This window comes from Hypericibacter terrae, from assembly GCF_008728855.1.
In the GTDB taxonomy this organism is placed as follows: domain Bacteria; phylum Pseudomonadota; class Alphaproteobacteria; order Dongiales; family Dongiaceae; genus Hypericibacter; species Hypericibacter terrae.
This window is the reverse complement of record NZ_CP042906.1, coordinates 2462197-2487013: the sequence shown is the minus strand read 5'-3', so window position 1 is coordinate 2487013 and position 24817 is coordinate 2462197. Positions and strand designations below refer to the sequence as shown.

25 protein-coding genes and 2 tRNA genes are annotated in these 24817 nt (G+C 65.6%); 22 read left to right on the top strand and 5 right to left on the bottom strand.

What is annotated here, in order from left to right:
- Positions 1 to 9: 9 nt before the first annotated feature.
- From FRZ44_RS11460 to FRZ44_RS11440, 5 genes are read left to right on the top strand one after another with little or no spacing between them, the layout of a single operon-like run.
- Positions 10 to 675 carry a CpaD family pilus assembly lipoprotein gene (locus FRZ44_RS11460; RefSeq protein ID WP_151177313.1) on the top strand — a complete coding sequence of 222 codons (666 nt, stop codon included), beginning with the start codon at positions 10 to 12 and terminating at the stop codon, positions 673 to 675.
- An 11-nt stretch (positions 676 to 686) separates the two neighbouring features.
- On the top strand, positions 687 to 1928 hold the full coding sequence (locus FRZ44_RS11455; RefSeq protein WP_151177312.1) for a hypothetical protein: 1242 nt from the start codon (positions 687 to 689) through the stop codon (positions 1926 to 1928).
- A 3-nt stretch (positions 1929 to 1931) separates the two neighbouring features.
- On the top strand, positions 1932 to 3653 hold the full coding sequence (locus tag FRZ44_RS11450; RefSeq protein ID WP_151177311.1) for a CpaF family protein: 1722 nt from the start codon (positions 1932 to 1934) through the stop codon (positions 3651 to 3653).
- Positions 3650 to 4642 (top strand): type II secretion system F family protein, encoded by a 993-nt coding sequence (locus tag FRZ44_RS11445; protein WP_151177310.1) that lies wholly within the window; start codon positions 3650 to 3652, stop codon positions 4640 to 4642. Before FRZ44_RS11450 ends, FRZ44_RS11445 begins: the two co-directional genes overlap by 4 nt.
- On the top strand, positions 4639 to 5622 hold the full coding sequence (locus FRZ44_RS11440) for a type II secretion system F family protein (protein ID WP_151177309.1): 984 nt from the start codon (positions 4639 to 4641) through the stop codon (positions 5620 to 5622). The genes FRZ44_RS11445 and FRZ44_RS11440 overlap by 4 nt, the downstream gene beginning before the upstream one ends.
- An 11-nt stretch (positions 5623 to 5633) precedes the next feature.
- Here the strand turns inward: FRZ44_RS11440 and FRZ44_RS11435 are convergent, their stop codons facing one another.
- Positions 5634 to 6821, bottom strand: coding sequence for a tetratricopeptide repeat protein (locus FRZ44_RS11435; RefSeq protein WP_151177308.1), 1188 nt, complete (start codon positions 6819 to 6821; stop codon positions 5634 to 5636).
- Positions 6822 to 6902: 81 nt separating this feature from the next.
- Here FRZ44_RS11435 and FRZ44_RS11430 point away from each other — a divergent pair, with 81 nt between their 5' ends.
- The 3 genes from FRZ44_RS11430 to FRZ44_RS11420 all read left to right on the top strand — a co-directional run bounded on the left by FRZ44_RS11430 (position 6903) and on the right by FRZ44_RS11420 (position 8782).
- Positions 6903 to 7532: a TadE/TadG family type IV pilus assembly protein gene (locus FRZ44_RS11430; protein ID WP_225308652.1), complete on the top strand. Its 630-nt coding sequence runs from the start codon at positions 6903 to 6905 to the stop codon at positions 7530 to 7532.
- Between the two features lies 1 nt (position 7533).
- On the top strand, positions 7534 to 8103 hold the full coding sequence (locus FRZ44_RS11425) for a TadE/TadG family type IV pilus assembly protein (RefSeq protein ID WP_191908539.1): 570 nt from the start codon (positions 7534 to 7536) through the stop codon (positions 8101 to 8103).
- 91 nt (positions 8104 to 8194) lie between these two features.
- The gene (locus tag FRZ44_RS11420) at positions 8195 to 8782 is read left to right on the top strand and encodes a suppressor of fused domain protein (RefSeq protein ID WP_151177305.1); all 588 of its coding nucleotides are present in this window, start codon (positions 8195 to 8197) and stop codon (positions 8780 to 8782) included.
- A gap of 387 nt (positions 8783 to 9169) precedes the next feature.
- Here FRZ44_RS11420 and FRZ44_RS11415 read toward each other — a convergent pair.
- The 3 genes from FRZ44_RS11415 to FRZ44_RS11405 form a co-directional block, all read right to left on the bottom strand.
- A tRNA-Arg gene (locus tag FRZ44_RS11415) sits at positions 9170 to 9245 on the bottom strand.
- Between the two features lie 48 nt (positions 9246 to 9293).
- Positions 9294 to 9599: an ETC complex I subunit gene (locus FRZ44_RS11410; protein WP_151177304.1), complete on the bottom strand. Its 306-nt coding sequence runs from the start codon at positions 9597 to 9599 to the stop codon at positions 9294 to 9296.
- 71 nt (positions 9600 to 9670) lie between these two features.
- Positions 9671 to 9747, bottom strand: a tRNA-Pro gene (locus FRZ44_RS11405).
- 301 nt (positions 9748 to 10048) lie between these two features.
- Between FRZ44_RS11405 and FRZ44_RS11400 the strand changes: the two genes are divergently transcribed.
- The 4 genes from FRZ44_RS11400 to FRZ44_RS11385 all read left to right on the top strand — a co-directional run bounded on the left by FRZ44_RS11400 (position 10049) and on the right by FRZ44_RS11385 (position 12652).
- Positions 10049 to 11074 carry a sulfotransferase family protein gene (locus FRZ44_RS11400; protein ID WP_191908538.1) on the top strand — a complete coding sequence of 342 codons (1026 nt, stop codon included), beginning with the start codon at positions 10049 to 10051 and terminating at the stop codon, positions 11072 to 11074.
- A gap of 148 nt (positions 11075 to 11222) precedes the next feature.
- The gene (locus FRZ44_RS11395) at positions 11223 to 11441 is read left to right on the top strand and encodes a hypothetical protein (RefSeq protein ID WP_151177302.1); all 219 of its coding nucleotides are present in this window, start codon (positions 11223 to 11225) and stop codon (positions 11439 to 11441) included.
- Between the two features lie 60 nt (positions 11442 to 11501).
- On the top strand, positions 11502 to 12164 hold the full coding sequence (locus FRZ44_RS11390; protein WP_151177301.1) for a class I SAM-dependent methyltransferase: 663 nt from the start codon (positions 11502 to 11504) through the stop codon (positions 12162 to 12164).
- Positions 12165 to 12346: 182 nt separating this feature from the next.
- On the top strand, positions 12347 to 12652 hold the full coding sequence (locus FRZ44_RS11385) for a hypothetical protein (protein WP_151177300.1): 306 nt from the start codon (positions 12347 to 12349) through the stop codon (positions 12650 to 12652).
- 6 nt (positions 12653 to 12658) lie between these two features.
- Here FRZ44_RS11385 and FRZ44_RS11380 read toward each other — a convergent pair whose 3' ends face one another.
- Positions 12659 to 13126, bottom strand: coding sequence for a DUF192 domain-containing protein (locus tag FRZ44_RS11380; protein WP_151177299.1), 468 nt, complete (start codon positions 13124 to 13126; stop codon positions 12659 to 12661).
- Between the two features lie 97 nt (positions 13127 to 13223).
- On the opposite strand from FRZ44_RS11380, the gene FRZ44_RS11375 reads away from it, so the two are divergent.
- From FRZ44_RS11375 to FRZ44_RS11330, 10 genes are all read left to right on the top strand, one after another.
- Positions 13224 to 13679 (top strand): CBS domain-containing protein, encoded by a 456-nt coding sequence (locus FRZ44_RS11375; protein WP_151177298.1) that lies wholly within the window; start codon positions 13224 to 13226, stop codon positions 13677 to 13679.
- The gene (locus FRZ44_RS11370; protein WP_151177297.1) at positions 13679 to 15019 is read left to right on the top strand and encodes an ArsB/NhaD family transporter; all 1341 of its coding nucleotides are present in this window, start codon (positions 13679 to 13681) and stop codon (positions 15017 to 15019) included. Before FRZ44_RS11375 ends, FRZ44_RS11370 begins: the two co-directional genes overlap by 1 nt.
- Positions 15020 to 15065: 46 nt before the next feature.
- The gene (locus FRZ44_RS11365) at positions 15066 to 15722 is read left to right on the top strand and encodes an SRPBCC family protein (protein ID WP_151177296.1); all 657 of its coding nucleotides are present in this window, start codon (positions 15066 to 15068) and stop codon (positions 15720 to 15722) included.
- Between the two features lie 222 nt (positions 15723 to 15944).
- Positions 15945 to 16412, top strand: a complete 468-nt coding sequence (locus FRZ44_RS11360) for a (2Fe-2S)-binding protein (RefSeq protein ID WP_151177295.1) — start codon at positions 15945 to 15947, stop codon at positions 16410 to 16412.
- A 12-nt stretch (positions 16413 to 16424) separates the two neighbouring features.
- Positions 16425 to 18797, top strand: coding sequence for a xanthine dehydrogenase family protein molybdopterin-binding subunit (locus tag FRZ44_RS11355; RefSeq protein ID WP_151177294.1), 2373 nt, complete (start codon positions 16425 to 16427; stop codon positions 18795 to 18797).
- A gap of 14 nt (positions 18798 to 18811) precedes the next feature.
- A complete protein-coding gene (locus FRZ44_RS11350; protein WP_151177293.1) occupies positions 18812 to 19600 on the top strand; it encodes an FAD binding domain-containing protein in 789 nt (262 codons plus the stop codon).
- Positions 19601 to 19984: 384 nt separating this feature from the next.
- A complete protein-coding gene (locus tag FRZ44_RS11345; RefSeq protein ID WP_191908537.1) occupies positions 19985 to 23149 on the top strand; it encodes a YdbH domain-containing protein in 3165 nt (1054 codons plus the stop codon).
- Between the two features lie 106 nt (positions 23150 to 23255).
- Positions 23256 to 23456 carry a YnbE family lipoprotein gene (locus tag FRZ44_RS11340; RefSeq protein WP_151177291.1) on the top strand — a complete coding sequence of 67 codons (201 nt, stop codon included), beginning with the start codon at positions 23256 to 23258 and terminating at the stop codon, positions 23454 to 23456.
- 19 nt (positions 23457 to 23475) lie between these two features.
- Positions 23476 to 23847 (top strand): YdbL family protein, encoded by a 372-nt coding sequence (locus FRZ44_RS11335; RefSeq protein ID WP_151177290.1) that lies wholly within the window; start codon positions 23476 to 23478, stop codon positions 23845 to 23847.
- A complete protein-coding gene (locus FRZ44_RS11330; RefSeq protein ID WP_151177289.1) occupies positions 23844 to 24809 on the top strand; it encodes an AAA family ATPase in 966 nt (321 codons plus the stop codon). Before FRZ44_RS11335 ends, FRZ44_RS11330 begins: the two co-directional genes overlap by 4 nt.
- Positions 24810 to 24817: the final 8 nt, after the last annotated feature.

Sequence of the window (24817 nt, the reverse complement as noted above, 5' to 3'; positions counted from 1 at the left end):
AGACCTCCCATGAACCGCTCCGCACTCGCACTTCTCGCCGCCTTGATCCTCAGCCCGGCCCTGCAGGGCTGTGAAGCTGAGCAACAGGACCGCCTCATCACCGTTGCGACCTGGAAGCAGGCGACGCCGGCGGTCGAGCCCCGGGTGCAGACGGTGGCGCTGACGCATCCTGTCAGCTTTCCGCCGCGCTCGGCCGCTCTGCCCGGCGCCGAGAAAGCCTCGCTGCTCGATTTCCTCAACCGTCAAAGCATCACCTCGGGCACCCGGGTGACGGTGAAGCCGAACGCGCCGGAAGGCACCGATGCCGGGTTGCTGGCGGACCGCATGGGCGAAGTGCGCCGGGTCCTGGCCGCGCGCGGCCTCATCGTCGATCTGGCGCCCCCGATGCAGGGCGGCAATGCGGATCAGGTCGCGGTCGTGGCGATGAAGGCCCAGGTCGCCCCGATCGCCTGCCCCGGTTACAACGCACCCATCCAGCTCGATCATGAGATGCGGCCGATCCTCAATCCCGGCTGCGCGAACGCGATCGACCTGGGGCTCATGCTCGAAAATCCGAACGACCTCAACCAGGGCCGCGCCCTGCCGCCGGCCGACGCCGAGGGCCAGTCCCTTTCCATCCAGCGTTACCGCGCCGGCCAGACTTATGCGCCGGTAACGCAGAGCACGACCGACTAACGGCCCCCGCAATGTTGAACCTCGCCAAAAAGCGCCCCAAGAAAGACGAAGCGGCCAAGGCCGCCTCGGCTCCCAAGCCTGCCAATTCGCAGCGCCTGGACTGCATCGCGTTCGTCGCCGATAACCAGACCCACGGCGTAATGAGCAATGTCGCCAAGCAGCTCTTCGGCAAGTCGCAAGTCCGCGACGGCGGTAGCCGCGAGGCGTTGGAGTTCCTGACTGAGAACGCGGCGCCCGGCCTGCTGATCGTCGACGTCACCGACGCGCCCAAGCCCCTCAACGCGCTGTTGCCGATCGTGGCCGCCTTCATGGACGACACGAAGGTCATCGCCATCGGCAACGTCAACGACGTCCAGTTCTATCACGAGGTGATCGAGGCAGGCGTCGCCGACTATATGGTCAAGCCGATCACGGACAAGGCCCTGACCGCCACGATCAACCGGATCACACAGCCCACAGCCGGGACCAGCGCGAGCGACAGCCGTCGCATCATCACGGTCATCGGCTCGCGCGGCGGCGTCGGCTCGAGCCTGATCGCGGTCAATTGCGCCTGGTTGTTGGCGCAGGAACAGAAGCGCCCGACGACTCTGCTCGATCTCGATCTGCAGAACGGCACCGTGGCCCTGGCTCTCGATATCGAGCCGACCCGGGGCCTGCGCGAGGCGCTGGAGCATCCGGCGCGCATCGACAGCCTCTTCATCAGCAGCGCTTCCGTGAAAGTCGGGGAGCATCTTCACGTCATGGCGGCCGAGGAATCGGTCGAGGAAGACGTGCATTACGACGCCTCGGGCGTGACCATCCTGCTCGATGCGATCAAACGCCAGTCCGAATGCATCGTCATCGACCTGCCGCGCAGCGCGATCCGGGCCCGCCCGCGGGTTCTGGCGGCGGCGACGGACATCATCCTGGTCACCGATTTCACGCTGGCGGGTCTGCGCGACGCGATCCGCATCAACGGACAGATCCAGCAGGTCGCCAGCAGTGCCCGGCTCATGGTCGTCGCAAATCGCAGCGTCCACAAGGACGCCGCCCTGGCCCGAGCGGAGTTCGAGCGTGCGCTGGGACGCAAGGTCGACCTCCTCCTCCCAGAGGATCCAAAGGCCGCGCAGCAGGCAGCCAGCGCCGGCAAACCGCTTTCTGCTGCCGTGCCGTCAAGCAAGACAACCGCTGCGCTGCGCCAATTGGCGGGACGCCTCGGGCACGTTTCAACAGAAAAGCGGCGATGGAGCCTGTGGCGCCGCCGCAAGGAGTAGCGCATGGCTCCCGACGGCGCCCGTGATCGCGCCGCTCCGGCCCCGCGCGGCTCGGAGCTTATCGCGCGCATCGCCCAAGAGCTGCACCCAGTCGTGGATCGGTTCTTCGCCGGCCGCGATGTGCTGACTCTCTCGCGCCAGAGCCTGGCGATCGAGGTCGGCCAGGCTGTCACGACTGTGCTGGATGGCCGCCAGATTCCGCTGAACCTGCTCGAACGGCGCAACCTCATCGCGCAGCTGATGACCAATCTGCTGGCAGCGGCCGAGATGAAGGCCGGCACTTCCCTGTCGCCGGCCGCGGCGGGCGACGTCGAAGCCGTTGTCCAGGACACCCTCGCCGCCGATCCCGGCTCCTCGCCCCGACCGGCACCGGCACAAGAGCCGACGCAGGAGCCGCAGCCGGCCTTGCGGCCGCAATCGACCGCTGAATCGCTGACGCCCAAGACGCCCGAGCGAAAGGTCGCGGGATCGCGGCATATCGAAGTCGCCAAGGACAAGATCCAGGCCCTGGTGGTGGAACGGATCGACCTCGCCGCCGCCATCAAGCTCGAGCGCGGCGAACTCGGCCGCCAGGTGGCGCAGATCGCCCAGGAGGTGCTGACCGAGCAGAAGATCCGCCTCAATCAACGCGAGCAGCGCGACCTGACCGAGCTCCTGCTGGACGACATGCTGGGCCTAGGCCCGCTCGAGCCGCTGCTGGCGGATGAGACCGTAACCGACATCATGGTCAACGGCCCGAACCAGGTCTATGTCGAGCGCGGCGGCAAGCTGGTCGTGACCGACATCAAGTTCCGCAACAATCAGCATGTGATGAACGTCGCCACGCGCATCGTGTCCCAGGTTGGACGCCGCGTCGACGAGTCCGTGCCCTTGTGCGACGCACGCCTCATGGACGGCAGCCGCGTCAACATCATCATTCCGCCGCTGGCGATCGACGGGCCCAGCATCTCCATCCGAAAGTTCTCCAAGAAAGGCATCACGCTCGACGTGATGGCCCGCCAGAAGAACATCTCGGATGCGTTGGCGACCGTGTTGAAGATCGCCTCGCGCGCCAAGCTCAACATCCTGATCTCCGGCGGTACCGGTTCGGGCAAGACGACGTTGCTCAACGCCATGTCGCAGATGATCGACAATGGCGACCGCATCGTCACCATCGAGGACGCGGCCGAGCTGCAGCTGCAGCAGCCCCATGTGGTCCGCCTCGAGACGCGCCCCGCCAATCTCGAGGGCGAAGGCGAGATCACCATGCGCGATCTCGTCAAGAACGCCCTGCGTATGCGCCCCGACCGCATCATCCTCGGCGAGGTACGCGGCTCCGAGGCGGTCGACATGCTCCAGGCCATGAACACCGGCCATGAAGGCTCCATGTCGACCATCCACGCCAACCGGCCGCGCGAGGCGCTGACCCGCCTCGAGAACATGGTCGGCATGGCTGGCATCAACCTGCCGGCCAAGGCGGTGCGCACCCAGGTCTCCGCCGCCATCGACCTCATCGTCCAGATCAGCCGCATGCGCGACGGCATGCGCCGCATCACCCACGTCGTCGAGGTGGTCGGCATGGAAGGCGACGTGATCATCACCCAGGATCTCTTCACCTACGAGTTCGAAGGCGAAGAGCCGGACGGCAAGCTGCGCGGCCAGTTCAAGTCCTCCGGCCTGCGGCCGCATTTCACGCCCAAGGCCGCCTATTTCGGCCTCGACCGGGCGCTGCTGGAGGTCATATGAGCGGCGAGATCCAGCTCACCCACCTCCTGATCGGCGCCTTCGTGCTGGGCCTGATCTCGGTCGGCATGCTGTTCGTGGCATTGCTGTCCGGCGCGAAGGACCGGCGCCAGATGCAGCGCCGGCTCAAGCGCGCCCAGGGTATGAGCAACCGGATGCAGGAGCAGGAAGCGCTCTCGGTCCGTCGCGACCCGAGCGAGCCCCTGCCCTTGTTCGAGCGCCTGGCGCGCGCGGTGCTGCCCAACCCCACCAAGATCCGCCAGCGCCTGTCGCGCACCGGCAAGAACATCTCGCTGGGCCAGTACGCGCTGGCCTGCATCCTGATCGCCGCCGTCGCGGGCGCCGGCACCAAGCTCGGGCTGGGATGGCCGGGGATCGCCTGCCTTCTCATCGGCGTCACGCTGGGCCTGCTGCTGCCCCATCTCTATATCGGCTTTCTGGGGCGCCGCCGGCTCAATCAGTTCAACGCCTATTTCTCCGAGGCGATCGACCTGATCGTGCGCGGCCTGCGTTCCGGTCTGCCGGTCACGGAATCGATCAAGGCGGTGGGCCGTGAAATCTCCGATCCCGTCGGCATCGAGTTCCGGCTGATCGCCGATTCGATCACCTTCGGCATGACGCTCCAGGAAGCGCTCTGGGCCGCGTCGGCGCGGATCGACATCCCGGAATACCGCTTCTTCGCGATCACGCTGGGCATCCAACAGGAGACCGGCGGCAATCTCGCCGAGACGCTCGATAACCTGTCGCAGGTCTTGCGCCGGCGCCGGCAGATGAAGCTCAAAATCAAGGCGCTGTCCTCGGAAGCGAAGGCCAGCGCCTGGATCATCGGATCGCTGCCTTTCATGATGTTCGGCATCATCATGGCCGAGAACCACCGCTACGCGATGACGCTGTTCACCGACCCGCGCGGCTGGGTGATGCTGGCTTGCGGCTTCGTCTGCTACGGCATGGGCATCGGCATCATGGCGAAAATGGTGAGGTTCGAGATATGAGCCCCAGCCTCAAAGACTACCTGCCGCCCGGGGTCACGATGGAAGACGTGATCACGATGATGGCGGGCGCTGCGGCCTTCCTCACCGTGGTCGCGGTCTGGCACGCTTTCCTGCGCCGCGAGATCGGCGGCCGGCGGCTGAAAGAGCTGGCGCAGCGCCGCATGGCCCTGCGCCACGACTATGTCCATGGCAACCGCAAGCGCGGCTCCATGCTCTCGACCGGCGGCATGCGGCAGTTCGTCGACCGCTTCAAGCTCCTGCGCACGAACAAGAGCGAGGCGATGCAGCGCAAGCTCGCCAAGGCCGGCTGGCGCTCGTCGGATGCGCTAGTCCGGTTCCTGTTCGCGAAGCTGATGCTGCCCTTTGTCTTCGGCGGCATCTCGCTGTTCCTGTTCCAGATCGTGCAGCTCTATCACCTGCCGCTGATGACGCGCCTCGCAGTCATCATGGGCAGCGTGCTGCTGGGGGCTTTCCTCCCCGACGTCATCGTGAAGAACACGATCATCAAGCGGGCAGACAAGATCCGCAAAGGCCTGCCGGACGCGCTCGACCTGATGGTGATCTGCGCCGAGGCCGGCCTCAGCCTGGACGCCTCGCTGAAACGCGTGTCGGAGGAATTCGGGCGCTCCTGCCCCGAGCTCGCCGACGAGCTGGCGATCACCTCGCTGGAGCTGGGCTTCCTGCCCGATCGTCGTCAGGCCCTGATCAATCTGTCGCAGCGCACCGAATCAAAGGGCATCCGCGGCATGGTCAACAACCTGCTGCAGTCCGACAAGTACGGCACGCCGCTGGCGCAGTCGCTGCGCGTGCTGTCGGCCGAGTTCCGCGAGGAACGGATGATGCGGGCGGAGGAAAAGGCGGCGCGGCTGCCGGCGCTCATGACGGTGCCGATGATCGTGTTCATCCTGCCGCCGCTCTTCATCGTGCTGATCGGCCCGGCCATCCTCCGGGTGATCGACGCCTTCAGGCATATGCATTGACGATGAAAAGCTCAGCGATAATCGCCACTGTTGCGCGCCGGGCCGTTGCTGCCGACGGCGCGCTGCGTCGCGGGGACGCCAGTCGCGGCCTGGGGTTCGGTCGCGACGGGAATGCCATATCCGCTCGGCGACGGCCCACTCTCGCCCGCCAGGGCGAGGGGTGCGTCGCCGCTCTCCAGCTCGGCGTGGGGATTGTCGGTCACCGGAACCGTCGCGGGCTGGGTCGTGATGCCGCTGCTCTCGATTGCGGGCGCCGCGACGCTGCCCGTCGGGGTGATCGCGGGCTGCAGCTCGCTCTGATTGATCGGCGCCGTCGTGATGCTGTCGGGTTCGGGCGCCGGGACGACGGGCGCACCGTTGGCTTCGGGCACGGCGGCGATGGGCGCGTTCTGGAGCTTCTGGTCGGCGTAGTGGGCACCGAGGGCCGACGCCATGGTGCGATCGTCCTTCATGCCCTTGAGCACTTCGAAATAGGTCATATTGCGCTCGACCGTCGCGGCGTCGAGATCGCGTTCCGCCAGCTGGCGGGCGCGGTCGCGTTCGCCGGCGAGCCCGTAGATGAAGGCCAGGTTCTGGCGGTAACGCGCGGTCGCCATCGGATCGGTGACCGCCTGCTCCAGGAGCGGGATCGCCTCCTGGTAGCGACCCTCGAGCGCCAGCGAGAGGGCGAGATTGTTGTTGAGCTCGAGATTGCCGGGCGAGAGCTGCAGGGCCGTCCGGTAGTAGGTCTGGGCCGAGGCGTGATCGCCGAGCATGTCGTAGGCGACCGCGATGCCGTTATAGAGGCGATAATCCTCGCCGGTATCGAGCGCCTTCTCGTATTGCGCGATGGCGCCTTCCGCGTCGTTGGTGTTGAGCATCGCGGTGCCCAGGCCGCGCAGCGCCTCGGCGTTGGTGCCGTCGAGCTGAAGCGCCGCACGGAAGGCCTGCGCGGCACCGCCGGGCGACCCCATCTTCGCCAGGGTCTGACCGAGCTGGATGAGCGGCTTCGGATCGGTCGGATCGATCTCGTGGGCCTTCTGATAGAGGCCAGCGGCGCTCGTGAGATCGCCCTGGTCGCGGGTCATGTCCGCCACGCGAACAACCGCAGCGGACGACACTACCGTCGGCGGCTCGGCGCCGCTGGAGCAGGCGGAAAGCGCCAGCGCGACGCTCAGCGCCGGCAGCAAATGACCGCAGATGCGGGGAATGGTCTGCATGGCTCAAACACTATCCCCGCCATGGTTAGCGGAAGGTAAAAACCCATGTCGCCACTTACACTTATCTGCTGTGGCATTTTTGTGCCCCGGGTCTCGAAAAGGGCTGCCAGGGCCTTCTTCGGCCTGCGCCGGTTCGCCCGCGCCCAGTCGGGGGCGGCCGCCATCGAGTTCGCCCTCGCCTTGCCGCCGCTGATCCTCCTGATCATCGGCATGTTCGAGGTGGCGGTCGCCATGTTCGTCTCGACCTCCGTCGAAAATAGTCTGCGCGAGGCCTCCCGCTACGGCATCACCGGCGGCACGCCGGCCACGGGGACCCGGCAGGACCAGATCCTCGCGATCATCGACGCCAACACCTTCGGCATGCTGGACCCGGCCACCACCAGCATCACCTTCATGAAATACGCCAGCTTCCAGGATGTGGGCCAGCCGGAGCCCTTCGTCGACACGGCGGCGCCCAGCCCCCTGCATAACGGCAAATACGACCTCGGCGAGAACTACACCGACGTCAACGGCAACGGGAAATGGGACGCCGACCGCGGCATCGCCGGCGTCGGCAACTCCGGCGAGGTCGTGCGCTACAAGGTCGACTACGAGTGGCATCTGATGACGCCGCTGCTCTCCGACATGCTCGGCGACAACGGGGTGTTCCATATGAGCGCCAGCGTGGTGGTGCGCAACGAGCCCTATGCCGTCGTGGCCAATGGAGGCTGAGATGAGAAAGCGCCTCTTGCCTTTCATCTACGGGTTCGCCCGCGACCGGCGCGGCAGCGTGCTGATGGAGCTGGCGATCGGTCTTCCGATCCTGGTGATGATCCTGCTGGGCTGCTTCGAGGCCGCCAGGTTCGCGCTGCTCGATCAGAAGCTGGCCCGTGTCGCCGCCTCGACGGCCGATCTCGTGGCCCAGGCCGACGGCATCACCGAGGGGCAGATCACCGATCTGTTCTCGGCCGCCGACGACAGCGCGGCGCCCTTCGATCTCGCCGGCACCGGCCGCGTCATCATCACGTCGGTCACGAAGCCCACCAGCGCGGACCCGACGGTGGCCTGGCAGCGCACCTCGAGCGGGACGGTCGCCGCCACCAGCGCCATCGGCACCACCGGCCAGACCGCCACGCTGCCGGCCGGATTGACCCTGCGGCAGGGCGAAAATCTCATCGTCGCCGAGGTGTTCTACAACTACACGCCGGTCTTCCTGGGCGCCACGAAGTTCACCAGCGCGTCGCTCTATCAGGTCTCCTACAACCGCCCGCGCATCATCAACCTGACCCAGGTCTCACCCTAAGGCGCCGGGGTCGAGCGCAAGATCGACTTGACCGGCAAGCCGGGGTTGTGACGGAATTCTCGCTCGTTTTTCGTAACGAGGGGGTGTTCGGTTGGCGCAGCCGGATTCCACGGACGAAGAATCTTGGGAGGCCTGGTGGGACGACCGCTTGGTCGCGATGGTGTCTGTGCTCGGCAACCATGATGGCCAGGTCAGCCACTCGCCCGTCCCTTTCGAATTCGGGTATGACGCGGGCGGCCGGGCGGATGTCGTGCATTTTCGCGAGCATGTTGCCGGGGTCGTCTATGCCACCTGCGAATTGATCGGCTGCGACGAGCAGGTCAAGAACAGCCTTGGCAACTATGAACTGGCGATCTGCCACCGCGGGACGGAACGCTGGGGCGCCGAGCTCATCAGCCGCTTGGCCTACTACACGCTGGAAGCTCAGCTCGAGCCGGGCTCAACCATGGATCTGGGCCCGGCCGTACGACCGGGTTCGGCCATCACCGCATTTTTGTTCGTGGAGTTCGGACGATTCAGGGTGCGGGATCGCGCCGCAGGGCTGCTGCTGTGCATCGGAATCACGGCCGACGAACTCGCGCATTGCCGAAACCACCGCCGCGCGGAGGTGGAAGCGGCCCTGATATCGAAAGGCGTCTATCCCTTCACGGATCTCGAGCGCGGTTCCGTATTCGTCTGATTCAAGGTCGGGGAGATTCAGCGGTGGCTGTGCTTGCCGGACCCGGCTGCCTCTATGAGGCGCCGCGCGAAGGTGCACCGCTTCCGGGGGCCTCCGGCTGACCGAAGGTGGTTTGGGGGCAGGCCTAGGGAGTGCCGGTGGGTGGGTTGGCCTGTCCCTCGGTAGCCGTTCAGGCGACCCCCGGAAGCGGCGCAGTTCGTCGCAAGGACTACCTGCATCAGGGAGGCGCTTCCTGCGCCCGGGGTGAGTGAAGCCCCGGCGAAGAGGTGGTTCAAATTACAAATGGGTAACGCCAAAACGCTCGGAAAATGCAGGATTTCTCGCGCATTTTCGCGCGACGACACGGCCGCGGTTCGACAGGGACGAGACGGGAATCGAAGGAGGCTGTGGCGCGCCCGGCTGGAATCGAACCAGCGACCTACCGCTTAGAAGGCGGTTGCTCTATCCGCTGAGCTACGGGCGCACGAGGCGTCATGCGTACGCCGGGTCAGACGCATCGATCGGACGCGCATCAATGCGTCCAGGGGCTGATCCGGTCGTAGCGGAAATTGTCGGAATAGGCCTTGGGTCTGACGACGCGTTCCTTCGGCTCGACGATGCGATAGGCGTAGCCGTTCTTGCGGGCATAGGCGATCGCCTCGGCCTCGCTGTCGAAATAGATCCGCAGCTGGCTGTTGGTGTCGGCCGACCCGGTCCATCCCATCAGGGGATCGGCTTCGCGCCGCCCCGAGGGCTCGAACTCGAGCAGCCAGCGCCGCTCGCCCGCGCGCCCCGACTGCATGGCCGTCTTCGAAGGCCGGAAAATTCGCACCTGCATGGTCAGTATCGCTCCGCTTTTTGTTAGGCACGCCGCCACGGACTCCCTCGGGGGAGCCTGCGGCCGGGGAATGGTCGGGGTGACTGGATTCGAACCAGCGACATCCTGCTCCCAAAGCAGGCACTCTACCGGACTGAGCTACACCCCGGTCCCCGGAAAGCGCTTGCAAATTATGGGGTTCTCCCGCAAGCCGCAACCCTGGAGCATGGGAACATAAAGGGAATACCCGCCCATGGCCTAGGCCTCGGTCATCCCCCAGGGCATTTTTCCCGTTCCAGGGAGGTTTCCGTGTTCTTTATTTGTTCTTGCCACGATGAACCTTTAATCCCGACAGATTCACTCAGATATGGCCCGTCACGCCAATGATGCGGGAGTCATGTTACGATTTGATCAGGGAAGCCCGTTCCGGGGTTCCCCGTTGCGCGACCACCCAGCCACGCGGGGGCGATTTGGCAAATCTGGGGACCCGGTCAAAACCAGCCGCCAAGCGGAGACGCGAGCGCAATGGCGGGAATGCCGGCGGCGGCGAATCCGGTGTCGTTCCCGCCGCTGTCGAGGCCCCTTCGCAGCGTCCCCGTGCCGGCGCCGCCGCGACGCTGGCGCTGTCCATCGACCGCGACAAGGTCGCCGCCGGGCTCGCCGAGGAGCAGAATCTCTGGCGGCTGATGGGGCTCGATGTCCCCACGCTGCGCGAGAGAGCCCGCGCGGGCGCCATCGCCAGCAAAGCGCTGCTGGACGAGGTCAAGACCCTCTGCCTCTTCGTCGGCTATCAGCGCAGCGGCCACAGCCTGGTCGGCAGCCTGCTCGACGCCCATCCGCAAATGGCGATCGCGCATGAGCTCGATGCGCTGTTCTATCTCAAGCAGGGATTCCATCCGCGCGAGATCCTCTATCTCATGCTCGAGGTCTCGCGCATGCATGGCGAGATCGGGCGGCGCTGGGGCGAATATACCTACCGGGTGCCCGGGCAATGGCAGGGCCGGCACACGCAGCTCGAGGTGATCGGCGACAAGAAGGGCGGCATGACGACGCTGCGCATCGCGCGCAATCCCGGCTTGCTCGATCAGGTGATGAGCCGCTTCGGCAAGCGCAAGCGCTTCATCCATGTGCTGCGCAATCCCTACGACAACATCGCCGCCATGGTTCAGCATGGGCAATCGCTCAAGGCGGCCATCGCGGAATATTTCAAGCTGCTGCGGACGAACCGCGCGATCATCAGGCGCGTCGGCGCGGATGCGGTCGCGACGGTGCATCACGAGGATCTCGTCGCCGATCCGCGGGCCGAGCTGTCGCGCCTCTGCGCATTTCTCGGCGTGACGGCGCCGCCGGACTATCTCGATGCCTGCGCGTCGATCGTGTTCGCGGCCCCACGCCGGCCGCGCCACAAGATCCCGTGGCATCCCGAGATCCTGACGATGCTCGAGCGGCGCGTCGCCTCGAAGCCGATGATCGATCGTTATCGCTTCGCCGATTAAGCCCGCTCCATGGGAGAGCGGCGGTTGCCGCGGCCTTCCCCGAAAGCCCTGGATTCCCGGGCCATTGAGTGGCAGATATGGCCCCCAAATTGCTCCTATGAAGTCCCGGGCCGGAGCGGCCCGTTCCAACGTCAGGATCCGACCGACGATGTTTGCGAAGAACCGGAATCGGGAAGAAGTGGTGGCGGTGGGCGAGCGCTATCGCAAGATCGACGCCGCGCTCATCATCTGGGAGGTCACCCAGACCTTTCGCGGTCCCGACGGCGTTCCCTATGCCATGCTGGTGAACGTCAACGACCGCAGCCAGCGCAAGACCGTCGCCCAGGACGCCTTGCGTCGCGGCATTCAATACAAACGCTCGAACTGAGAGCGCGCGCGAGCGCTCGCGCCCACCTTCCGCAGCCTGCCTCCATCGAAAGCATCCGCCATGGCCGTTCGCAATATCGGGCTCCCCGACAATGTCTATGAGTACCTGGTCGCCCATTCGGTTCGCGACAATCCGATCAAGCGGCGACTGCGCGAGGAGACCGCCAAGCTCCCGCTCGGCATGATGCAGATCGGTGCCGACCAGGGTCAGTTCATGGGACTCCTGGCCGAATTGATCGGCGCCCGGCGCGCGCTCGAGATCGGCACCTTCACCGGCTACAGCTCGCTCTGCGTCGCCGAAGCGATGGGGCCGCAGGGCCGCATGATCTGCTGCGACATCAGCGAGGAGTTCACCTCGATCGCGCGGCGCTATTGGCGCGAGGCCGGCGTCGCCGACCGGATCGACCTGCGCCTGGGGCCCGGGACCGAAACGCTCGACAAGCTGCTGGCCGCGGGCGAGGCCGGCAAGTTCGACTTCGCCTTCATCGACGCCGACAAGACCAACTACGACGCCTATTACGAGCGGGCACTGAAGCTGGTCCGGGCCGGCGGCCTGATCGCGATCGACAACGTGCTGTGGGGTGGCGATGTCGCCAATCCGCAGGACAAGAGCGATGACACGGTCGCGATCCGGCGGCTGAACGACAAACTGGCCAAGGACGACAGGGTGACCCTCGCCATGGTTTCGATTGGTGATGGGGTTACGCTGGCGCGCAAGCACTAAGCCCCTGACCGGAGGGTGAAATCTTTCTGTAATACATTGTTATACATATATTTTTTGTAACCCGGATACCCCCAGGCAAGCCTGCAATTTAAGTCGATTTTTAAGCTCTGGGGCCCAGCCTCACGACCAGCGTCTATGGTGCCGCGAGCGGGCGGCGCATTTCTCCAGGAAGGAGATCAGCCATGCGCCTGGTTTCGCCCCTGTTTGCCGTCTGGACCCTGTTCCTGCCCCTGGTTCCCGCCAAGGCCGAGCCGGCCTGCGGACACCACGCCGATGTGTTGAAGCAACTCTCAGAACGCTACAAGGAAGCCCCTGTCGCCCTCGGCCTCGCCAGCAATGGCAGCCTGCTGGAGGTGTTTTCCAGCAATGGCGGCGCCACCTGGACCATCATCGTGACAAGCCCCGACGGAACCAGTTGCCTCGTGGCGGCGGGCGAAGACTGGCAGCCGACCAAGCCGGTCACCCAGGCCTCCGGCCAGGCCCTCTGAGCGGGCCTATTCGTCAGGCATCGACTGCGGCAGCACCGTGCAGTGGACCCGATCGCCGGGCCTGATGCCCAGATGCGAAACGCTGCCCCCGTTGAGCTCGAGAACCGCCGCGACCGGCCCGCCCGACGGAATCGCGGCTTCGGACATCGGCACCGCACGCTCCGCGATCGAATAGATCGTGCCGTCGCGCTCGATGAACAGCAGGTCGAGCGGGATCAGCGTGTTCTTCATCCAGAACGCAACCGGCCGGTCGGTCGGATAGAAGAACAACATGCCCGCATCGGGTGCGAGCTTGTCCCGATACATCAGCCCCTGGGCTCGCTCCGCTTCGGTCCGCGCCAGCTCCACACGGAAGTTGAGGGTCAAACCCGCCGCGGTCTGGATCGTGAGAGGCGTCAACTCGAGGGCCGCCCGGCCCGGGCCCGACGGCAGCAGCAGGAACAGACCGAGGATGACAGCCCATAGCGCGCGCATGGCGCCACCCTAGCAGTCCGGCGCGAATCCTTGACAGCCCCCTCTCCCTGGCCAAGCCTGCGGGACCGAAACTCTGGAGGCATCCCCAGCGCCCGCCATGACCGTTCAGACCTTCATGACGTCGCCGCCCTTGTCACTTCGCCCCGATGACAGCGTCGGCGCGGCCGCGCAGCAGCTGATCGAGAATCGATTCGTCAATCTGCCGGTGGCAGATCGGGACGGGACCTATCTCGGGCTGTTCGGTGTCTTCGATCTTCTGGCGCTCGTCCTGCCCAAGGCCGCGCTCGACGAGAGCGCGGGGCTCGATCTGGGTTTCCTGAAGGACGACGTGAGCTCGATCCAGGACCTGCTGGAAGAGGCCCGCTTTTTCAAGGTCGGCGATCATCTGAGCAAGGCGACGCCGGTCCTGCATCCGGAGTCCGGAACGCTCGAAGCCGTCCTCGCGCTCTATCGCGGCCGCAATACCTTGGCCGTGGTCGAGAAGGAGAGCCGAAAGCTCGTCGGCATGGTGTCATACTGGGATGCGTTGCGCGCGCTGATGAGACAGCGCTGATGGAGGTCGACGCCGTCTCCCATGCCACCGTGTTCGGGCTGGATCCGCTGTGGCTGTCCAGCGCGATCCTGATCCTCAGCTACGCCTCGATCATGACCGAACGGGTCAATCGCGCCATCGTCGCGCTCGTGGGCGCCGGTGTGATGATCATCTCGGGCGTGCTCGACCAGAACCATGCCGTTGCCGGCATCGACTTCAACACGATCGCGTTGCTCACCGGCATGATGCTGCTGGTGGCGATTTCCAAGCGCAGCGGCATGTTCCAGTATGTGGCGATCTGGTCGGCCAAGGTCGCGCGCGGCAGCCCCTGGGGTATGCTGGCGCTGCTGACCGTGGTGACGGCGGTGGCTTCCGCGCTGCTCGATAATGTGACCACGGTCCTGCTCATGGCGCCGGTCACGCTGGTCATCACCCAACAATTGAAGGTCCCCCCCTACCCTTTTCTTTTTACTGAAATTCTGGCATCCAACATCGGCGGCACCGCAACCCTGATCGGCGACCCGCCGAACATCATCATCGGCTCGGCGACTGGCCTCACCTTCAACGACTTTGCCCTGAATTTGGGGCCGGTCGTGCTCATCGTCCTGGCCGTCCAGATCGTGATCAATCACCTGATCTGGGGACGGAAGATGCAGGTGGCCGAGGCCGACCGCGCCCGCGTCCTGGCGTTCAGGCCGGTCGAAGCCATCAATGACCGGCCGCTGCTCTGGAAATCCTTGTTCGTCCTGGCTCTGGTGATCGGGGGCTTCATTCTCGCCCACTCCATTCATCTCGAGCCCGGGAGCATCGCGATGTTGGGAGCCGCGCTTCTGTTACTGCTGGAGAATCTCGGCCGATCCGGCGAGGAGCAGTCGCACGCCGTCCATCAGACCTTCAGCGAGGTCGAATGGATCACGATCTTCTTCTTTGTCGGGCTCTTCGTGATCGTCGCCGGCGTCGAGCATGCCGGGCTGCTCGGACTCCTGGCTGCGGAACTGATCCATCTGACCGGCGGGGATTTGACGACCACGACCCTCGCCATTCTCTGGGCTTCCGCTATTCTTTCGGCGATCATCGACAATATTCCCTTCGTCGCCACCATGATCCCGGTGATCAAGGACATGGCCCCCACCTTCGGCGGGCCCGAGGGGCTTCTGCCGCTCTGGTGGGCCCTGTCGCTGGGCGCCTGCCTGGGCGGGAACGGGACCCTGATCGGCGCCAGTGCCAACCTGACGGTCGCGGGGATCGGGGAGCGGGCCGGCGTGCCGTTCCGCTTCGTCCCGTTCCTCCTGCTCGCCTTTCCGATGATGATCGTGAGCATCTTGATCTCGACGGCCTATGTTTATTTCCGCTATCTCTGAGCCGTGCTCGGGGGTGGGGCCTCGTCGAGACAGGAGTTCCTAGTCCATGGAAATGACCGGTGAATACCGGATCACGGCGCCGCGCGAAACCGTGTGGCGCGCGCTGAACGACACTGAAATCCTGAAGCAGTGCATTCCCGGCTGCGAGGAGATCGTCAAGCTCTCCGACACCGAGATGACCGCGAAGGTGGTGGCCAAGGTCGGACCCGTCTCCGCCCGGTTCGCCGGCAAGGTGACCCTCTCCGACCTGGATCCGCCCAACGGCTACAAGATTACCGGCGAAGGCACGGGCGGCGCCGTGGGCTTTGCGAAGGGCGGCGCCGACGTCAAGCTGACACCCGACGAGACCGGGCAAGGCACCGTGCTGAGCTACACGGTCAATGCCGCGGTCGGCGGCAAGATCGCGCAGATCGGCGCTCGGCTGATCGACGGAACCGCGCGGAAGCTCGCTGATGAATTTTTCGGCAAGTTCTCGACGCTGGTCAGCGCCCAGGCCCCGGCAGCGGCACCAGGAACGCCGGCCCCGGCTCCCGCTGCCACGCCACCCGCGGCGGCAATATCTGAACCGGTTTCATCGGCGACAAAGACCCAGCCCGGCGCTCTGCCACCCGCGCCCGCCGGCCGCAAAGGCCTGCATCCGGTGATCTGGATCGGCGGCTTGATCGTCGTCGTGCTCGGATTGCTGATCTATTTCGGCCGCTAGCGTCACTTCGATGTAACCGAAGCGTCAGGATGACCGGCCGCCGCCGGTCGGCCTTGACCTGCGGCCAAGCTGCACACAAGACTAGCAGCGAGACACAAAGAATAAGCAGGGCTGCCTCAAGCCGCTTCTGCCAGGGAGAGCCGCCGGTCGCCCGATCGGCGTGAACGGGATACCCCGGCCAACCGATAGGTTGCCCGGGGCCATATCGAGAGGGAGGGTCGGATGTCCACCGTTTCAATGACGGTGAACGGCAAGTCCGTCTCGGGCGAGGTCGAAGCCCGGACGCTGCTGGTTCATTTTCTGCGCGAGAAGTTGAGCCTCACCGGCACGCATGTCGGCTGCGACACCAGCCAGTGCGGCGCCTGCGTGGTCCATGTGAACGGCAAGTCGGTGAAGAGCTGCACGATGCTCGCGGTCCAGGCGGACGGCGCCAGCGTCACCACCATCGAAGGCCTCGCCAACGGCGCCGATCTGCATCCGATGCAGGCGGCCTTCAAGGAGCATCACGGCCTGCAATGCGGCTTCTGTACGCCCGGCATGGTGATGAGCGCCGTCGATCTGGTGAAGAACAACCCCGCCCCTTCCGAGAAGGAAGTGCGCGAGTGGCTCGAAGGCAACATCTGCCGCTGCACCGGCTATCACAACATCGTCAAGGCCATCCAGGCCGGCGCTCAAGCGATGAAGCGCTAGGAGGAGGACGTCATGGCTGACACTGGCATCGGCGCCTCGGTAAAGCGCAAGGAAGACTTCCGGTTTCTGACCGGTCAGGGCCACTACACCGACGACATCAACCGCCACGGGCAGGCTTACGCCTATTTCCTGCGTTCGCCCCATGCCCACGCCAAGATCAAGAAGGTCGATACCGCCGCGGCATCCAAGATGCCGGGCGTGGTCGCCATCTTCACCGGCGCCGACGTCGCCGCCGACAAGATCGGCGGGTTGATCTGCGGCTGGACCGTGACCGACCGCTTCGGCAAGCCGCACAAGGCCCCGCCGCATCCGATCCTGGCGAACGAAAAGGTCCGCTATGTCGGCGACCATGTCGCCGTGGTGATCGCGGAAAGCATCGCGCAGGCCAAGGACGCGGCCGAGAACATCGCGGTCGACTATGAACAGCTGCCGGCGGTCGTGGATACCGCGACAGCCATGGATCCGAAAGCGGCGCAACTCCACGCCGATGTGCCGAACAACCTTTGCTACGACTGGGAGCTCGGCGACAAGGCCGCGGTCGATGCGGCTTTCGCCAAGGCGGCACATGTCTCGAAGCTCGATCTGGTGAACAACCGGCTCATTCCCAACGCGATGGAGCCGCGCGCCGCGATCGGCGAGTATGACGGCGGGACCGGCAGCTACACCTGCTACTCCACCAGCCAGAATCCGCATGTGCTGCGCCTCATCCTGTGCGCCTTCATCATGGGCGTGCCCGAGGACAAGATGCGGGTGATCGCACCCGATGTCGGCGGCGGCTTCGGCTCCAAGATCTTCTGCTATGCCGAGGAGGTCGTCTGCACCTGGGCCGCGAAGAAGGTGAAGCGGCCGGTGAAATGGACCGCGGAGCGCAGCGAATCCTTCGTCTCCGACGCGCATGGCCGCGACCATGTCAGTCATGTCGAGATGGCGATGGACAAGGACGGCAAGTTCCTCGCCATGAAGGTCGATACCATCGCCGCGATGGGCGCCTATCTCTCGACCTTCGCGACCTGTGTGCCCACATATCTCTACGCCACGCTGCTGGCGGGCCAATACACCGCGCCGGCGATCTACGCCAATGTAAAGGCGGTCTTCACCAGCACCGCACCGGTCGATGCCTATCGCGGCGCCGGCCGTCCGGAAGCGACCTATGTGGTCGAGCGCATCGTCGAGAACTGCGCGCGCGATCTGAAGATGGATCCGGCCGAGATTCGCCGTCGCAACTTCGTCAAGCCGGACGCCTTCCCCTACCAGACGCCGGTGGCCTTGCAGTACGACTCCGGCAATTACGAGAAGGCGCTGGATGAGGCGCTGAAGCTCGCCGACTACAAGGGCTTTCCAGCGCGCAAAGCCGAATCCGCAAAACGCGGCAAGCTGCGCGGCATCGGCTTCTCGGCCTATATCGAGGCCTGCGGCATCGCGCCCTCGGCCGTCGTCGGCTCGCTCGGCGCCGGCGTGGGCCTCTGGGAATCCGCGCAGATCCGCTTCAACCCGACCGGCACGGCCCAGATTCTCACCGGATCGCACAGCCATGGCCAGGGCCACGAGACGACCCTGGCGCAGGTCGTGGCCGATCAGCTGGGGCTCTCGGTCGATGCGGTGACCGTCGTCCATGGCGACACCTCGCAGGTGCCGTTCGGCATGGGCACCTACGGCTCGCGCAGCCTCGCCGTCGGCGGCTCGGCCGCGGTCAAGGCCGTGGACAAGATCGTCGCCAAGGGCAAGAAGATCGCGGCCCATCTGCTCGAGGCCTCGGTCGACGACATCCAATATTCCAAGGGCGTGTTCAAGGTGGCGGGCACCGACCGGCAGAAGACGATCCAAGAGATCGCCTTCACCGCCTATGTGCCGCACAACTATCCCAAGGATCTGGAGCCCGGCCTCGACGAGACGGCCTTCTACGATCCGGCCAACTTCACCTATCCGGCGGGCGTGCATATCGCCGAGGTCGAGATCGATCCCGATACCGGCGTCACCACCATCGTCAGCTGGTCGGCGGTGGACGACTTCGGCAACGTGGTCAATCCGATGGTGGTCGAGGGCCAGGTCCATGGCGGCATCGCGCAGGGTGTCGGCCAAGCCCTGCTCGAGGCTTGCGTCTATGACAAGGACACCGGCCAGCTCCTGACCGGCTCCTACATGGATTACTGCATGCCGCGGGCCGACGATCTGCCGAGCTTCAAAGTCGGCACGACCGTGACCCCCTGCCCGCATAATCCCTTGGGCGTCAAAGGCTGCGGCGAGGCCGGTGCGATCGCAGCACCGCCGGCGCTCATCAATGCGATCACGGACGCGCTCGGGGTTCGGGACATTCCGATGCCCGCCACGCCGGAACGCGTCTGGCGGATCGCGCAGAAGTCCAAATCCAAAATGGCCGCTGAGTAAGGGAGGAAACGATCATGCATAACTTTTCCTATCAGCGTCCGGCCTCGCTCGCGGAAGCGGCGAAGCTGCTCTCGGGCGAAGCCAAGCTCCTGGCCGGCGGCATGACCCTGCTGCCGACCCTGAAGCAGCGCCTGGCACAGCCCTCGGCCCTGGTCGATCTGGCCGCAGTGGCCGAGCTCAAGGGCATCAAGGCCGAAGGCGGCGGTCTCACCATCGGCGCGATGACCACCCATGCCGAGGTGGCCCATTCCGCCGAGGTGAAGCGCACGATCCCGGCGCTCGCCGTACTGGCCGAAGGCATCGGCGATCCGCAGGTCCGCAACCGCGGCACCATCGGCGGCTCGATCTCGAACGCCGATCCGGCAGCCGACTATCCGGCGGGTCTGGTGGGATTGGGTGCCACCGTCATCACCAACAAGCGCAAGATCGCGGCCGACGATTTCTTCAAGGGCCTGTTCGAGACGGCGCTCGGCGATGGCGAGATCGTCACCGCCGTGAGCTTCCCGAAGCCCGAGAAGGCCGGCTACTCGAAGTTCCCGAACCCGGCCTCGCGCTACGCGATGGTCGGCGTCATGGCGGCCAAGACCGGCGGCGGCGTCCGCGTCGCCGTGACTGGCGCCGGACCTTCGGTCTTCCGTGTGCCCGAGATGGAAAAGGCGCTGGCGGGCAATTTCTCGCCCGATGCCGTCAAGTCCATCAAGATCGCCTCGGGGAACCTCAACAGCGACATGCATGGCAGCGCCGAATATCGCGCCAATCTGGTGAGCGTGATGGCGGCCAGGGCCGTGGCCTCGGCGAGCTGATCGCCGTCGATCCGGCTTCGCAATCGAGGGCGCGGATGCCAATGGCATCCGCGCCCTTCGTTTTTGTCGCTCGAGAGCGATCGCTCCCCGAGTCGTGGCCGCTGCCTCAAATCGGCGTCGCCTCGCCCCGCCGACTCGGAACTTCCGCAAAGCCGAGTCGTTCTACTTTCCAAGGCATGATTGAAACATCATTCTGGATGCTTAGCGGCGGTTGTGTGAGCGATCTCTGAGGCTCATTCAAAAACAGAGCGACTCGCTGCGACTCGCATCATCCACAGGATTCTAGTTAGTCACAGGCCCCTCGCGATGGAATCGACGGGGTCCCCTTCTATGCTGACCTCTAAAGAACGCGGCGCGTCTCCGCGCGGCGTTTCGAAGATAAAGATGCGGGGAAGGCTCACCCAAAGATTGCTGGTCGGGGCTACGGCGGCGCTCGTCACGGGCGCACTGGCCGTGTTGCTCGTCCTGTTGCTGTTGCCGCGGCTGGCCCAGAGCTGGGCCGACCAGGAGCTGCGGGCGCGCGGGCTGGGCAATCTGCAATTCCACATCGCCTCCATCGGCTGGCACGAGGTCCGGATCACCGATGTCGACCTGCCGGGCGACGCCCATCTGCATCTGCCCCAGATCCAGATCGTCTATGGCTGGCAGGGCCTGGAGCCTCAGATCCAGTCGATCCTGATCCAGAACCCGCGGATCGAGTTCACCGCGGATACGCCGCTCGACCAGGCCATGGCCAGCCTCGGCGACAATTTCGGTGCACCTGCCGCCGGTGGCGGGGCCCTGCGTCTGCCGGGCCTCCCCCCGGTCGAGATCCGCAATGGCGAGATCCTGATGAAAGGAGCCGATGGCGGGTCCCTTGCCCGGCTCGGCTTCACCGGACGGCTCGATCCGGCCGGCGACGACCGTTACGCGGTCGATTTCGTGGTCACCGGAACCGGTTCCCAGGGCCAGGTGGCAGGCCGGGCCGATGGCAGCCTCGATCTGACCGGCAGCGGCTCGCTGCGGGTTTCCTTCGCCGACGGCAAGCTGAGCCTGCCCGACCATGACATCGCCGCCGATCAGGTCGCCGGCGAGGCCTATCTTAGCCTGATCGCCTTCGAGCCCTGGGCGGCCACGGTCGCCGTGAGCGCCGATCAGGTGAGCCTCCAGGGGCTGCCAACTTCGCGGGTGAAGCTGCAGGTCGATCAAGATCCGAACCGCACCCTCGTCAGCGCCGAGGCTGTGGGGCGGGACGGCAGCTTCCGCGCCAGCGGCAAGGGCACCCTGACGCTCGATTCCGCCATGCCCTCGGCCGACGGCCAGGTCGCGCTCGATGCCGACGCGAGCTCCCCGATCTGGCAGGCGCTGGGCCTGCCGGTGCCTTCGGGCGGGCGCGTTACCATCAGCGGCCCCGCCTCGATCAGCCTCTCCGGGCCGCCCACCGGTGCCGGCACCCCACCCATCGCCGGCGTGACCGCCCATCTGGATGTCCAGCTCGACAAGGTGGTCTGGCCTGGCATCGTCGAAAGCGTCTCGGGTGGGGGTCCGATCGTCATTACCATGGGCCCCAACAACCTCGTGGCGGTCCAGACTCCGGCGCCGCTGGCGCTGACAACGAAACTCGATCCGGCCCTGCTGGATCGTCTTTCCCTCCCGGCCTCCCTGCGCCGCCCCTTCGATGCGCCGGTCGAACTGAGCCTGTCCGCGCCCGAAGGCCTCACGGCACAGCGCGACGCGGCCGGCGGCCAGACGCTCGATGGCGATCTGATGATCCAGCTCGCGGGCGCACAGCCGGCGAGCCTGCGCCTGGGTGGGACGGTCCATACCGCGCCCAATGGTCAGGGCATCGCCGATTTCGAGCTCGAACGGATCGAGGGCCAGACGGAGAATTGGCCGGTGGCCGAGGCCGGCACCACGCTGTGGCTCGATCGACTGGACTTCTCCGGCGCATTGTCCGGCCGCCCCGATCAGTTCGCAGGCAATCTGAACATTGCCCCGCAACTCTCTAATATAAAAACCACAACGGGAACCCTGAAGAATCTCTCGTTTAATCTTAAGAACCAGATACAATTCGCTGATAATACTTTGACTCTTTCTATTCCGGAACCGGGAACCGCCGACCTCGGCGCCTTCACCCTGGCGGCCGGCGTCGAGAGCCGGAAGGCGGTTCACTTCGCTCTTCGCCCGGCCAAGGACCGGCCGCTGCTGGTGGCGCGCCTGGATCCCGCCGGGACCAGTCTCGATTACGGCATCCGCACCGGCCCCCTCACCTTCGCGCTTCGGCAGATCGCCAAGAACGAGACCGAGCCCATCGACCTCCGCCTGGGCGCCAGCGGCTTCTACGGCCACTGGTCGGCCGCCGAGGGTGCGGCCGGGGAGATCCGCGTCGCCGATCTGGTGGCGGATCTGCCGAACCGCGGCCTCGCCATCGAAAATCTGGACGGGCGGCTCGCCTATGGCGGCGCCGACGAGGCCAAGCTGACGGCGACCGCCGGGCGATTGCGCCTGGGCGCCGATCGGAAATGGCTGCCCGAAATGGCGATGGAGGGAACGGCGCAACTGCGCCGGAACACGGTCGATTTCGCCCTGAGCGCCCACGACAAGAGCAAGGTGATCCAGCTCGCCTTCTCCGGCATCCATGACCTCGCCAACGGGCGTGGCGCTGGCCGTATCGAGATGACGCCGGTCCGGTTCCTGCCGGGCGGACTGCAGCCGCGCGACCTGGTGCCGGGCCTGGGGGCCAAGATCGACGAGGCCACCGGCACCGTCCTCGTGGCCGGCGCGCTCGCCTGGAAGAACGGCGCCCTCTTCAGCAATCTCGACATGCAGCTGAAGGACGTCTCGGTCTCGACCCCGGACATGGCCCTCACGCGCATCAATGGCGCGGTGACGCTGGCCAATCTCCAGCCGATCGCAACACCGCCCGGCCAGCAGATCGCCATCGGCCAGATCGATCTCGGCGTACCCATGAAGAACGGTCTGGCGACCTTCGCCGTCGGCCCCGGCCCGACGCTCAATATCGAGAAGGCCTCACTGGAGCTCGCCCACGGCCAGGTGACGGTCGGCCCGACCCGCCTGAACCCGGCAGCCGCCCGGCAGCAGGTCGACCTGCATGTGCAGGATGTGGATCTGGGCGAGTTGCTGGCGCTGGCCGAGGTCGACGGGCTGACCGGCACGGGGAAGCTCCAGGGGACGATTCCGGTGATGCTGGAGAATGGGGGCGTGGTCATCTCCGGCGCCCGGCTGGACGCCGCCGGACCCGGCCGCCTTTCCTATTCGCCGACGGCGCCGCCCGGCGGCATCGACGCGGCCGGCGAAACGATGGCTATGGTCCTCTCGGCGCTGGGCGATTTCCGCTATGATCAGCTCTGGCTGACGCTCGACCGCGACCGCAGCGGCGACGCGACGCTGCTGCTGCATGTCCGGGGCAAGAATCCGAATTTCTACGATGGCTATCCGATCGAGCTCAATCTCTCCCTCAACGGCAAGCTCGACCAGATTTTGCACAATAGTCTAGAGGGTTACAGCGTGCCCGACCTGGTGCGCGACAAGCTGGCCAAGCCGCCCTGAGGGGTACAGGCGGGGTCGGCCGTAGGAAGAAGTGCCTCTGGCCGTGTGTCGGTCAGAGCGCCATCTATGACTGGGAGCCAACCGGCATCCCCGAAAGGAAGGGTTCGTGCTCAAAAGGTTACGCTATGGCGGTCCGGCCGCCCTCCTCCTGGGGCTGGGCCTCGCCGCCTGCAATCCGACGGTCAAGGTCGAGGCGCCCGACAAGCCCATCGTCATCAACATGAACATCAAGATCGAGCAGGAGGTGCGCGTGAAGATCGAACAGCAGGCGCAAGAAGATATTGCCAAGAACCCCGACATCTTCTGATTCAGGATCGCAAAACCCCATGTATTCATCCCGCAGATACTTCACCCGTTTCGCCCTCTTCGGCCTGCTGGCGTTGGTCATCTCGGCCTTCGCCGCGACGATGCCGACCCATGCCGCCGACGATGCCCAGCTCAACAGCCTGCGTGCGCAAGGGGTCATCGCCGAGCGTTTCGACGGCTATGTGATGGTCAAGGACAACTCGACCGGCGCCACGGCCCAGTCGGTCGTGGACCGCGTCAATGCCGAGCGCCGCGCCATCTACGAGGCGCGCGCCAAGGCCCAAGGCGTCACCGCCAGCGAAGTCGGCCAGGTCTATGCCGGCCAGATCATCCAGAAGGCACCGAAGGGAACCTGGTTCCTGGCCGCGGACGGCAGCTGGACGCAGAAATGACCTCTAATATCGCCAAGACGGCGAAAGATCGTGCCACGACGGCGGGCAAGCCCCTGCCGCAGAACGTCGACGAGACGCTGGCGCTGTTGAAATCGGGCGACTATGTCGCCGATCGCAGCCTCGCCACCGCGCTGTTTCTCGCGCTGAAGCTGGGCCGGCCCTTGTTCCTCGAAGGCGAGGCCGGCGTCGGCAAGACCGAGATCGCCAAGGTGCTGTCGAACACGCTCGGCCGCAGGCTGCTGCGGCTGCAATGCTATGAGGGGCTCGACATCGCCTCCGCGGCCTATGAGTGGAACTATTCGCGCCAGATGATCGAGATCCGCCTGGCCGAGGCCGCCGGTGCCGCCAATCGCGATGCGCTGGCGAGCGACATCTATGCGGAGCGCTTCCTCATCAAGCGGCCGCTGCTGCAGGCGCTCGAAGAGCAGGCCGGCGGCGCGCCGGTCCTCCTGATCGACGAGCTCGACCGCACCGACGAGCCGTTCGAGGCCTATCTGCTCGAGATCCTCGCCGACTATCAGATCACCATTCCCGAACTCGGCACGATCAAGTCGGCGGTGCCGCCGATCGTCGTCGTCACCTCGAACCGCACGCGCGAGATCCACGATGCGCTGAAGCGGCGCTGCTTCTATTACTGGGTCGATTATCCGAGCGCCGAACGCGAGCTCGAGATTCTCAAGGTGAAAGCGCCCGAGGTGGGCCCTGCGCTGGCGCGCGAGGTGGTCGCCTTCGTGCAGAGGCTGCGCCAGCAGGATCTGTTCAAATTGCCGGGCGTCGCCGAGACCATCGACTGGGCCGAGGCCCTGATCCAGCTCGACAAGGTGGCGCTCGATCCGCAAGGCATCGACGACACGCTGGGCGTGCTGCTGAAATACCAGGACGACATCGCCAAGATCAAAGGCAGCGAAGCCGCGCATCTGCTGCAGCAGGTGAAGGCGGAACTGGCGGCCGCCCCGCGCTGAGCGGCGGC

Coding starts and splice junctions, on each gene's coding strand:
- FRZ44_RS11460 (WP_151177313.1), top strand. CDS start 10: ATGAACCGCTCCGCACTCGCACTTCTCGCCGCCTTGATCCTCAGCCCG.
- FRZ44_RS11455 (WP_151177312.1), top strand. CDS start 687: ATGTTGAACCTCGCCAAAAAGCGCCCCAAGAAAGACGAAGCGGCCAAG.
- FRZ44_RS11450 (WP_151177311.1), top strand. CDS start 1,932: ATGGCTCCCGACGGCGCCCGTGATCGCGCCGCTCCGGCCCCGCGCGGC.
- FRZ44_RS11445 (WP_151177310.1), top strand. CDS start 3,650: ATGAGCGGCGAGATCCAGCTCACCCACCTCCTGATCGGCGCCTTCGTG.
- FRZ44_RS11440 (WP_151177309.1), top strand. CDS start 4,639: ATGAGCCCCAGCCTCAAAGACTACCTGCCGCCCGGGGTCACGATGGAA.
- FRZ44_RS11435 (WP_151177308.1), bottom strand. CDS start 6,821: ATGCAGACCATTCCCCGCATCTGCGGTCATTTGCTGCCGGCGCTGAGC.
- FRZ44_RS11425 (WP_191908539.1), top strand. CDS start 7,534: ATGAGAAAGCGCCTCTTGCCTTTCATCTACGGGTTCGCCCGCGACCGG.
- FRZ44_RS11410 (WP_151177304.1), bottom strand. CDS start 9,599: ATGCAGGTGCGAATTTTCCGGCCTTCGAAGACGGCCATGCAGTCGGGG.
- FRZ44_RS11395 (WP_151177302.1), top strand. CDS start 11,223: ATGTTTGCGAAGAACCGGAATCGGGAAGAAGTGGTGGCGGTGGGCGAG.
- FRZ44_RS11390 (WP_151177301.1), top strand. CDS start 11,502: ATGGCCGTTCGCAATATCGGGCTCCCCGACAATGTCTATGAGTACCTG.
- FRZ44_RS11385 (WP_151177300.1), top strand. CDS start 12,347: ATGCGCCTGGTTTCGCCCCTGTTTGCCGTCTGGACCCTGTTCCTGCCC.
- FRZ44_RS11380 (WP_151177299.1), bottom strand. CDS start 13,126: ATGCGCGCGCTATGGGCTGTCATCCTCGGTCTGTTCCTGCTGCTGCCG.
- FRZ44_RS11375 (WP_151177298.1), top strand. CDS start 13,224: ATGACCGTTCAGACCTTCATGACGTCGCCGCCCTTGTCACTTCGCCCC.
- FRZ44_RS11370 (WP_151177297.1), top strand. CDS start 13,679: ATGGAGGTCGACGCCGTCTCCCATGCCACCGTGTTCGGGCTGGATCCG.
- FRZ44_RS11365 (WP_151177296.1), top strand. CDS start 15,066: ATGGAAATGACCGGTGAATACCGGATCACGGCGCCGCGCGAAACCGTG.
- FRZ44_RS11360 (WP_151177295.1), top strand. CDS start 15,945: ATGTCCACCGTTTCAATGACGGTGAACGGCAAGTCCGTCTCGGGCGAG.
- FRZ44_RS11355 (WP_151177294.1), top strand. CDS start 16,425: ATGGCTGACACTGGCATCGGCGCCTCGGTAAAGCGCAAGGAAGACTTC.
- FRZ44_RS11350 (WP_151177293.1), top strand. CDS start 18,812: ATGCATAACTTTTCCTATCAGCGTCCGGCCTCGCTCGCGGAAGCGGCG.
- FRZ44_RS11345 (WP_191908537.1), top strand. CDS start 19,985: ATGCGGGGAAGGCTCACCCAAAGATTGCTGGTCGGGGCTACGGCGGCG.
- FRZ44_RS11335 (WP_151177290.1), top strand. CDS start 23,476: ATGTATTCATCCCGCAGATACTTCACCCGTTTCGCCCTCTTCGGCCTG.
- FRZ44_RS11330 (WP_151177289.1), top strand. CDS start 23,844: ATGACCTCTAATATCGCCAAGACGGCGAAAGATCGTGCCACGACGGCG.